This is a genomic window from Metallosphaera yellowstonensis MK1, assembly GCF_000243315.1.
GTDB classification, from domain to species: domain Archaea; phylum Thermoproteota; class Thermoprotei_A; order Sulfolobales; family Sulfolobaceae; genus Metallosphaera; species Metallosphaera yellowstonensis.
In genome coordinates this window covers 93,533-101,953 of sequence record NZ_JH597761.1, presented here as the reverse complement: position 1 = coordinate 101,953, position 8,421 = coordinate 93,533, and the positions used below count along the sequence as shown (strand labels likewise).

The window sequence follows — 8,421 nt, the reverse complement described above, 5'->3', positions numbered from 1 at the left end:
CACTGAATTTCCTCTTTGAGAAGGTACCTGAAGGTATGAAGGTGACCGTCGGAGTGGGAAAGTGGGTCCAGAACCTTGCGATAGCTACAATAGAGATCCTTCTGGTCTCTGAGTTATTCCTCTTCGTTGACGTTCCCGAGATGTTATGGACTTCCCACGTGGAGAACCAACTGATGAAGAAGTTGGACGAGATCGTGGAGAGTTCTTGAAATCGTGAGAACACCAGGACTAATAGTTAATTAGCCAAGTCTGTAGTAAGGAATGCGAGAGCTTCAAAGTAACTAACTTAAACTTCTAAAATATCTAAACAGCATATTTTAGGAAATAGAACGTGTGACCTTGCTTCCTAACGATTACGGCTCATGATTAGTAGCGACTAAACGTGAGGAGAAGTTGAAGAAGAGAAAGCAGGTAGTTGAGAAAGTTATCAAAGTTTTAAACCCCTACCTGATGACGGGCTCTGCTCACGAGGGTGGGGGTGTAAAAGTACTGAAGGTGAACGCTAGGTACTTGGAAAGCGGTGAAGTTCTTTTGGAGAGGGATTCTATTGCTCCTCTTAACTTGGCAAGGAAGGTGGATGGGAGGGTAGTGGTGTTTCCCTCGACTAGCCCCAATGATTTAAGGGTGACCGTGTATGATCCCTTAAGAGGGGTGCCCGTGGCGGAATTAGAAGTAATTAAAAGTAAGGAAAAGTTACGCCACGGGTAAACACCATAGCCTACCTGATCAGATTGTACAGGCGGGAGAGACTGAGGGAGGCGTTCTGGGTCGACAGGGGGAGAATAACTCCCTTCAGTAGGGAGGATAGGATTGAGGATCCCGCCAGCATAGTGACGGGGGACGTCATATTCGAGGGGATGAGAGAAGCGTTGTTCATATAGTCCCAGCGTCCCACGAGAGTCACGGCGTCGCCTGGAAACTGAGTATCGAATTGTGCCGCCCTATCCCGACGTGTCGAATAGCTGTCGTTAGATTTCGCTCAATGACGGGGAGTCAGTTCAAGCGAAAATCACACAACTGCTCCGGAGAGCGGGGCGTTCCGGTTAATAGGGAACAGGTTTTAGTTGAAACACTGCTGATATACTCCATTGATAATTATTGATAATTAGGGTCTTCAGAGTCACGACCTCGTCGTCAGGGCCCTCCCAAACGCTTCGTGATACTCTGAGGAGAGTACACGTACGGGACATGGACGTCGTGTATTTCCCTCACGGAAGTCCCGTGATCTACCGTTGAGTTCGTCCCTGAAGTGGTTAAAAACAGCCTTTAGGTTCTCCATTAAGTGTGAGGAGTCACGTAACTGCAACACTCAGTGAACTGCCCCTAGCTTGTGGGTAAGCCCTAAGGGAGAGTATCGTAACTGTCGCTCGAGGTAGAGAGCTCTGGAGTCTCACCTGAACGCGTCTTCGTTGGCCTCCCTTATCTTGTCCATAACCCTCTTGGGTAGGGCATAGTCCTCCTTCCTCTCCTGCATCCTCCCCAGGATCACTACCCCCTTCCCGGGGACAACGTCTATCTCCCAGACGTACTTGTCATGGTTGGTCTGCCTCATCTTCTCTATCAGGATGTACCTGTGTAACTTCCCGTCCCTGACCAACCTCCTGAACCTTATTATCCCGTCCGCCACATGCTCTACCCCGAAGCCGAAGGCCTGAGAGGTGGTGATGGCGTACTGGGAGGTCGCAAGGATCGTGAATTTCCACTTATTCAGAACTCTCTTCAGGTAGTAGCTTATCTTCCTGGCCATGGCCGGTTTGTCCAGGAAGAGTGCAGAGACGGAGTCAACGACCAGCCTGGCCCTACCGTAGCCCAGCTTCTGTTTCGCCTGAATGACCTTCTGGACCAACTCCTCGGCGTTGAGCTCGTTGAGGGACCACTCGTCCTCCTTCTCCCTCATTAGGGCGTCTATAACTATGAGCCTCTTGTCCAAGTAACCCTCCAGGTCCCAGTTGAACTGTTTCGCCTGTCTCAGGATCGACTCTCTGCTCTCCTCCGTGGTCACGTAGATCCCCAGGTCTCCATCCTTCAGACCCTGATGAATGAAGCTCAGGGAGAATATGGTCTTCCCGGTACCCGGTTCGCCCGTGAGCGCCACGAAGAAACCTTGGGGTATTCCCCCCTCGATGAGCCTGTCGAACTCAGGAATGCCTGTGGACAATCTAGCCATAAGATCTAATTTATCGCCCAAGGTTAAATATCTAGCAGAACTCGATGGACTTTCCCTCTAGTACTAGCCTGAATCTAGGGGAAGCCCAAGGATGCATTCAGGAGTTTTCTCTAGATTAAGAGAATAATCGACTTATATGAGTCGAAAACAAACCAAGGATACATTCAGGAGTTTTCTCAAGGGCCCTTCGGGACTACGTAGCTTTGTACCACCTTTCCTGCGACTTTGGTGGGGATCAGGATCGACATCTAGTCGTGATCCTGATGATTCCAAACTCTTATAAGAAACCTTATACCTACAAGTTCACAGGCCCAAACGTTTAATTCCAGCGGGAGGGAAGGGAAGACCATGGCTAGATACCCCCAGATCTTGTCCGTGCACCTGTTCCTCTTAAAAGGAAGAGAGATACTTTTGCAGATGAGGAAGAACACGGGTTACAGGGACGGTTGGTGGAGCGTGATAGCGGGACACGTTGAGGCGAGGGAGTCAGCGACTCGTGCCATGATCAGGGAGGCGAGGGAGGAGGCTGGGATAGAGCTGGAGGGAGAGGACGTTTCCCTGGTTCACGTGATGCATAGATTCGAGAACCAGGAGAGGGTGGACTTCTTCTTCAAGTCCACTAAGTGGAGAGGAGATCCCACGTTAATGGAGCCTGAGAAGGCCTGGGAGCTCAGGTGGTTCGAGGTCTCCGCGTTGCCTGAAAACGTCGTGCCCTACGTGAGGCAGGCCATAGACCTGGGCCTATTGAAGGGCCAGGTATACAGTGAGTACGGATGGGATTTATCGTGAAGTCGTGTTTTCCGTTTGTCCCTACACTTTCATTTCAATCGTTTCATCTTGAATCATGATCGAGTGCAAGGACTTAGCCCTCAACCACCTACTTACTGTAGGTGGGTCATGGGACTCCTTCGAGCCCAACGGCACGGGGCTCACATCTCTGCAATCACTCCCACCCTTTTGGACATAGTCCACATCGGTGTGAGAGATCATTATTTATCAACGAAAATTCGTTATAAACAGATATAAAAAGATTTCTATTAATGTGAGAAAGGATTCAGCCCTATCAAGCAGGCGATGTCTGAAAGTCTGGGCTGAATACTTTTTCATGTTAACATAAATGTTTTTATATCCGTTTATTATGTCTATATTGATAAAAGATGAACTCTCACTCGATGTGGGCTATGCCTAAAAGGGTGGGAGTGATCCGGGATGTGAGCCCCGTGCCATTGGGCTCCAAGGAGTTCCATGACTTACCTTGAAGTCGGGTAGGTTGTTGAGGGCTAAGTCCCTGCACTCGATCATGATTCAAGATGAAACGATTGAAATGATAGTGTAGGGACAAACGGTAGATTAACAATATCCTAGCTCGACTCTTAGGCGTTCGCCCAGTGACGAACACCCCAGGTGTCTCAGGAACGGAGGGATAGCCAAACGATTCCTCCTCACTAACTTAGGTATCCTGGGATCCCCTGTTCCCTGGTAGACTGAAGCAAGTCCCACTGCAATGTCTCTCACCTCCTCCTTCATAAGGTTGTGACCCGTCATCCTTGAGCCCAGCTCCAACGCCAGTTCCACGTCCCTCACGTGGCCCAGGAATGTGGATATGACGGGCAACTGTTCTGACCTCCTCAAGAAGGAGATTAACCTCCTTATGGTACTGGAGGTGGAGAGGTCTCCTGTCCAGTACTGTACCTTGGCCAGGGAGAGGCAGTTTAGGGAGACCTCCCTGAGGAGCCACGACCTGTTGAACGGTTCCTTGCTCATGATCCACGTGGCCACCTTGGACGCTCTCCTCTTGAGCTCCCTGGCCATCTTCATCGTCTCCTGTTCATCATCAGTCCTGGCGTAAAACTCCATGAGCGATTGATAGGCCATGACCCTGAGGTGAGCGTGTTCGTTTTCAGTCCCACGTTTAACTTCGTCGAGGTAGTACTCGTACCTGTCATCCCCCAACAGCATCAGTGAGACCGCAAGGTTGGTGTAAGTGTGAAGCTTGGCCTCTGGGCTCTCCAGTGGAGATAACTTCAGCATCTCCAGGGACGCCTCGACGTTCTCCTCCCCACCTGTGGTCTTCCGGTCCCTCATGGCGGTCCAAGATATCACGAAGGACTTCTGGTACTCCAGTTGGGTAGGGAGGGAGTCCCTCAGCTCGAGCCACCTCCTGTATCCCGCGAGAGGTTCGTACTCAGGTGAGACGTGGGAGCAGGCAGTGAGGACCCAGGGCTCTGTGAGAGCACCCAGAAGAGGCTCCCTACCTAGGATGCAGAGCGCCAGGTTAGAGAAGTTATGGGTTATCTCGTCCTTGATCTCAGGGGAGGCCAACCGTAGGGCTTCCTCTTCGTCCCCCATGGAAGCGAAGACCACCGAGAGGAGTGCCCTCTGCGGTGCTGTGTCGGGGCTCTTCAACTTCCTGAGGAGGTAGAGGGAGCTGGCCCTCACGTTCTCCCCCCTTCCGAGGAGGAACATGATGCGGAAGGCCTTCCCTGCCAACCTGTCCATGAAACGTAACCTGGTGAGGAGGGGAGCTAAGGGATCCTCTTTCACAGTATCTATGTAGAGTAGACGGATAAATCTTTAGCTCAACGAGGATCCTAACTACTTTTAGGGCCTGATTTACGTCCTGAGGGACGGCCCCGACTCGACGCTTATTCTAAACTATCTCCTGCTAGTCGTTCTCGATTAGCCGTGAGCTCAACGAACTCCAAGGAGATCCAGGCCTTCGATCCCACGAACCCTCCTCATCAACTTAACCGATTCCCCCATATCCCCTTATCTACGGGGCCAGCTCGACTCAAGCTACCCTTTCATTCGCGTGAGTGAAGACACTTCTTAAACGTGCAGGTTCCCCCGAACTCGTGAACCTGGGCTGTCCCATCTTGAAGAAGGGTAAGCGAGGAGTCCCTCTCACTTCTTGAGTATCCTTATCCTGAAGGTGATGTTGTCCTCCTTGATTACCTCACAGGGGTACCCCTTAGACTTACACAATTCTGGTACGGTGGTCTGAAGGGGCTCGTCGTCTGTGACCACCTCGAGTACCTGACCTTCCCTCATATGGTTCAGCCTCTTCACGATCTCTATCTGAGGTTCAGGGCAGGGCTCCCCTCGGAGGTCTAGGGTTACGTCAGGTTTCAATTTCCTTAAGTTCTCTCCCATAATAAGTCCTCGACACACGGGTAATTTAAAGTGTGCACTTTAAAAGATATTGGGTTAATTTTCCTGAAATCAATGGGATTAACTAGCCTTCGAACGCGTTAGGTTCAGAGCGTGAACCTTGAGCTCCGGTTAAAAGTCTGCCCTGGACTTTAAATTTGGGGACCGTGTTCGAACTGTTCTTCGACTCGTACTATGCCGTGGGAAGCTTGGAGTTGATCCTAGTCTACCTTGTCCCCCTCCTTAGGAGGAAGAGGGTAGTGAGGAGGGATAGGAAAGATTTCCTAACCCTGTTCGGGTTGATTAACCTGGACTTCTTCTTCATCATCTTCCTGGCCTACTTTTCCTACTACTCTCATGTCGGAGAGGTCTCCTCACCCCTCCTGGACTACCTCGGGTTAACCTTGGTAATTGGTGGTGAGTCCTTCAGGGTGTAGGCCATCCTGACCTTGGGTAGGTTCTTCTCGCCTATGGTGGAAATACAGGACGGCCACTCCCTCGTGGATAAGGGGCCTTACAGGTACGTGAGACATCCGGCCTACACAGGGGGCCTCTTCGCTATCCTGGGGTTATCCGTGTTGGCCCACTCCCTCTTGTCAGTGGTCTCAGCTCTGATCCTGACGACCTTGACCTACATCCTGAGGATCAGGAGGGAGGAGGAACTCATATCAGCTTTCGGTGAGGAGTACCTAAGGATGTCCTGGAGGAAGAAGAGGCTAATCCCCCTTGTCTTCTAGCTCAGTGCTCTGGTTAGGGTGAGTTAAGGAAGGGCTTTCCAACGCCTCTCCAGGTTTCCAACCGGATTCTCCTAGAGTTCTCAGTTGGTCAAGTCGTCAACTCAAGGTTCTCCCTGGAGGGCACCACCAACTACTTGAGTGCTCCCTTGAGTTAACCTGACGGTAACGGGAGTCTCCCTTGAATGAGGTCCTATATCATGGCGAGATCAAAGATTGTTAACAGCATTTCTCTAGTCAGCGGTTATTAGATATCGCCTTGACTTTGGGGCCGTCACCTGACGAAAAATCCCGTGACTGCTGATTAGATTTTGCTTTGATTACAGGGTGATATTTAAGGGATACCCACTGGTGTCTATTCCGCCGACCTGACCCTGGGAGGCCGAGTGATTACGGTGAAGTTGCTCGTCCGGGAATGTAAACATGACTCCTCCGGGACGCACGCAAGAAGGTAGGGTGTTTCCCTCGACTAGCCCCAATGATTTGAGGGTGAGCGTGTGTGACCGTTTGTCCCTACACTTTCATTTCAATCATTTTATGTTCATTCATGATCGAGTGCAAGGACTTAGCCCTCAACCACCTACTTACTGTAGGTGGGTCATGGGACTCCTTCGAGCCCAACGGCACGGGGCTCACATCTCTGCAATCACTCCCACCCTTTTGGACATAGTCCACATCGGTGTGAGAGATCATTATTTATCAACGAAAATTCGTTATAAACAGATATAAAAAGATTTCTATTAACAAGAAAAAGGATTCAGCCCATGAGAGGGGGCCCGTGGCGGAATTAGAAGTATTAAAGAAGGTAAGTTACGCCACGGGTAAACATAGTGCAGCTCAACGTCAATAAGTGACAGTCTTAGATCAAAACGACAATCAAAAAAACGGTTTAATTCATGAGGCTGTTACTGTGGCGTACACCACACTCCCGTCGCTGAGTTCTATCCTCAGCCTGTACTGGTTCCCCGACACCACAGTTGAGGGTAGACTGGAGAAGGTAACGGTGATCATGTTGTTGCCTGGGAAAAGGTAAGAGGGTTGTACGCTGGTGGGAGCCACATCTACACCCTCCAAAGAAACTCTAGTTATGGTGAGCTGACCGTTGCTGTAGAGCTGAAACTGGGCGACGTTTCCCCTCAGTGATCCCCCACCTACCTGATAGACCTGTGGGCTCCCTGTCTGTCCCTGTGCAGGCTGGCTTCCTCCCCACGACTGAGTCGTCTGTCCTAAACCCGTCGTTGGAGGGACGTACTGCCCGCTCTGGATCTTGGTCAATACGGAACCTAGACCAATGTAAGATATTATGTATCCTATGAAGGAAATTACAGGGATTGCCGCCAATATTCCTCCCACTTTCACCGTGCCTTCCTGATACCTGTCACCTATGAAGTATATTGCTATACCTACCAATATGGTTCCCACTAGGCTCACGAAGGGTATTACGCTAAGTATTATCCCTATCTTCCCAAGGTTCATGTTTGGAACGTAGGGGCTTAGGGCAGAGAAGGCACCGTACATCCTTATCAGTGCTATGACGGCGAAGATGAACGCCAACACGACAAAGACGACACCGATAGGGGATAAACCGATCAACACTATGCCCAGGAAGACGAACAAGGCTGCCACGAACAAAAACACTATGCCTCCTCTTAATCTGGACACACCGTCCAATTCTTGAGGACTAGCCATGGTTAATATCCTATTTTCTTGTTATAAATACTTTTCCGCAAACTTGAAAATCGGCAAAAATAAGGGTGTATAAATCAAATTCCTTAAATCGATAATCTAGTTGAATATCAGGAAGGGAATTCACGATCCTCAAGGCCGTTCAATATGATTTGGACTGAGACACCGTTACGGAAATAAGGACTCGACACACACAACTAAATTGCAGTAGATATGGGATTTCTCGTTAAGTGTAGCCTTGAAGTCGAGGCTAAATGTAATAACTGCTGTAAATTATATTAATCATATTAGAAATAAATGGATTACAATGTGGCAGTTATTGGATTTCATCTTGCCAAGGAAAGTAATATCTTGGGTTAAACCACCATGATCTTCGTAAGACTTCTTCAATAAGACACTGGAGGAGAGTCTTAAGTTGCAGAAATACTGCTAACAGCAGTTATGGGATTTCTTGTTAAGTGTAGCCTTTACGCCAAGGCAAAATCCAATAACTGCTGACTGCTAAGTTCACAGGGAAGTCGCTCGGCCTCCTCGGTTCGGCCAGTCAAGATTCGTGAATTTTCGAGGGCGCTACTTCTGAAGGGCGGTTAAATCGGGCCCTGGCTAGGCATCTCACGATTAGACCTTTAAACCCACGCCAAACCCCTCGAGTCGCTTGACGAGGGTCGCCGTAGAACTTCCCAG

At 49.8% G+C, this 8,421-nt stretch carries 10 protein-coding genes and 3 pseudogenes; 7 read left to right on the top strand and 6 right to left on the bottom strand.

Going from position 1 to position 8,421, the window contains the following annotated elements; all coding sequences use genetic code 11:
* The 3 genes and pseudogenes from METMK1DRAFT_RS01285 to METMK1DRAFT_RS18660 all read left to right on the top strand — a co-directional run.
* A pseudogene (locus METMK1DRAFT_RS01285) lies at positions 1–209 on the top strand (hypothetical protein); the annotation flags it as partial.
* Between the two features lie 178 nt (positions 210–387).
* A pseudogene (locus METMK1DRAFT_RS17035) lies at positions 388–708 on the top strand (IS200/IS605 family accessory protein TnpB-related protein); the annotation flags it as partial.
* Between the two features lie 23 nt (positions 709–731).
* Positions 732–881, top strand: a complete 150-nt coding sequence (locus METMK1DRAFT_RS18660; protein ID WP_009069946.1) for a hypothetical protein — start codon at positions 732–734, stop codon at positions 879–881.
* Between the two features lie 509 nt (positions 882–1,390).
* Here METMK1DRAFT_RS18660 and METMK1DRAFT_RS01270 read toward each other — a convergent pair.
* Complete coding sequence (locus tag METMK1DRAFT_RS01270) at positions 1,391–2,167, bottom strand: KaiC domain-containing protein (protein ID WP_009069944.1); 777 nt, start codon at positions 2,165–2,167, stop codon at positions 1,391–1,393.
* 348 nt (positions 2,168–2,515) lie between these two features.
* Between METMK1DRAFT_RS01270 and METMK1DRAFT_RS01265 the strand changes: the two genes are divergently transcribed.
* Positions 2,516–2,956, top strand: coding sequence for an NUDIX hydrolase (locus METMK1DRAFT_RS01265; RefSeq protein ID WP_009069942.1), 441 nt, complete (start codon positions 2,516–2,518; stop codon positions 2,954–2,956).
* Positions 2,957–2,977: 21 nt separating this feature from the next.
* Here the strand turns inward: METMK1DRAFT_RS01265 and METMK1DRAFT_RS01260 are convergent, their stop codons facing one another.
* From METMK1DRAFT_RS01260 to METMK1DRAFT_RS01250, 3 genes are all read right to left on the bottom strand, one after another.
* Positions 2,978–3,157, bottom strand: coding sequence for a hypothetical protein (locus tag METMK1DRAFT_RS01260; protein ID WP_009069940.1), 180 nt, complete (start codon positions 3,155–3,157; stop codon positions 2,978–2,980).
* 360 nt (positions 3,158–3,517) lie between these two features.
* Entirely contained in the window at positions 3,518–4,711 is a 1,194-nt protein-coding gene (locus METMK1DRAFT_RS01255) for a hypothetical protein (protein WP_009069936.1), read from the bottom strand.
* Positions 4,712–5,071: 360 nt separating this feature from the next.
* Entirely contained in the window at positions 5,072–5,320 is a 249-nt protein-coding gene (locus tag METMK1DRAFT_RS01250) for a sulfurtransferase TusA family protein (protein ID WP_009069935.1), read from the bottom strand.
* A 164-nt stretch (positions 5,321–5,484) separates the two neighbouring features.
* Here METMK1DRAFT_RS01250 and METMK1DRAFT_RS15400 point away from each other — a divergent pair, with 164 nt between their 5' ends.
* From METMK1DRAFT_RS15400 to METMK1DRAFT_RS19810, 3 genes and pseudogenes are all read left to right on the top strand, one after another.
* Positions 5,485–5,754 carry a hypothetical protein gene (locus METMK1DRAFT_RS15400; protein ID WP_155812242.1) on the top strand — a complete coding sequence of 90 codons (270 nt, stop codon included), beginning with the start codon at positions 5,485–5,487 and terminating at the stop codon, positions 5,752–5,754.
* Between the two features lie 12 nt (positions 5,755–5,766).
* Positions 5,767–6,054 carry a methyltransferase family protein gene (locus METMK1DRAFT_RS15395; RefSeq protein ID WP_155812241.1) on the top strand — a complete coding sequence of 96 codons (288 nt, stop codon included), beginning with the start codon at positions 5,767–5,769 and terminating at the stop codon, positions 6,052–6,054.
* Positions 6,055–6,392: 338 nt separating this feature from the next.
* Positions 6,393–6,500, top strand: a pseudogene (locus METMK1DRAFT_RS19810) (transposase); the annotation flags it as partial.
* A 64-nt stretch (positions 6,501–6,564) separates the two neighbouring features.
* Here the strand turns inward: METMK1DRAFT_RS19810 and METMK1DRAFT_RS01240 are convergent.
* Positions 6,565–6,744, bottom strand: coding sequence for a hypothetical protein (locus tag METMK1DRAFT_RS01240; protein WP_009069927.1), 180 nt, complete (start codon positions 6,742–6,744; stop codon positions 6,565–6,567).
* A gap of 201 nt (positions 6,745–6,945) precedes the next feature.
* On the bottom strand, positions 6,946–7,740 hold the full coding sequence (locus METMK1DRAFT_RS01235; protein ID WP_009069925.1) for a DUF973 family protein: 795 nt from the start codon (positions 7,738–7,740) through the stop codon (positions 6,946–6,948).
* Positions 7,741–8,421: the final 681 nt, after the last annotated feature.

Excerpts from the sequence above, each read along its gene's own strand:
- METMK1DRAFT_RS01270 (WP_009069944.1), bottom strand. The coding sequence starts at position 2,167 with ATGGCTAGATTGTCCACAGGCATTCCTGAGTTCGACAGGCTCATCGAG.
- METMK1DRAFT_RS01265 (WP_009069942.1), top strand. The coding sequence starts at position 2,516 with ATGGCTAGATACCCCCAGATCTTGTCCGTGCACCTGTTCCTCTTAAAA.
- METMK1DRAFT_RS01260 (WP_009069940.1), bottom strand. The coding sequence starts at position 3,157 with ATGATCTCTCACACCGATGTGGACTATGTCCAAAAGGGTGGGAGTGAT.
- METMK1DRAFT_RS01250 (WP_009069935.1), bottom strand. The coding sequence starts at position 5,320 with ATGGGAGAGAACTTAAGGAAATTGAAACCTGACGTAACCCTAGACCTC.
- METMK1DRAFT_RS01240 (WP_009069927.1), bottom strand. The coding sequence starts at position 6,744 with ATGATCTCTCACACCGATGTGGACTATGTCCAAAAGGGTGGGAGTGAT.
- METMK1DRAFT_RS01235 (WP_009069925.1), bottom strand. The coding sequence starts at position 7,740 with ATGGCTAGTCCTCAAGAATTGGACGGTGTGTCCAGATTAAGAGGAGGC.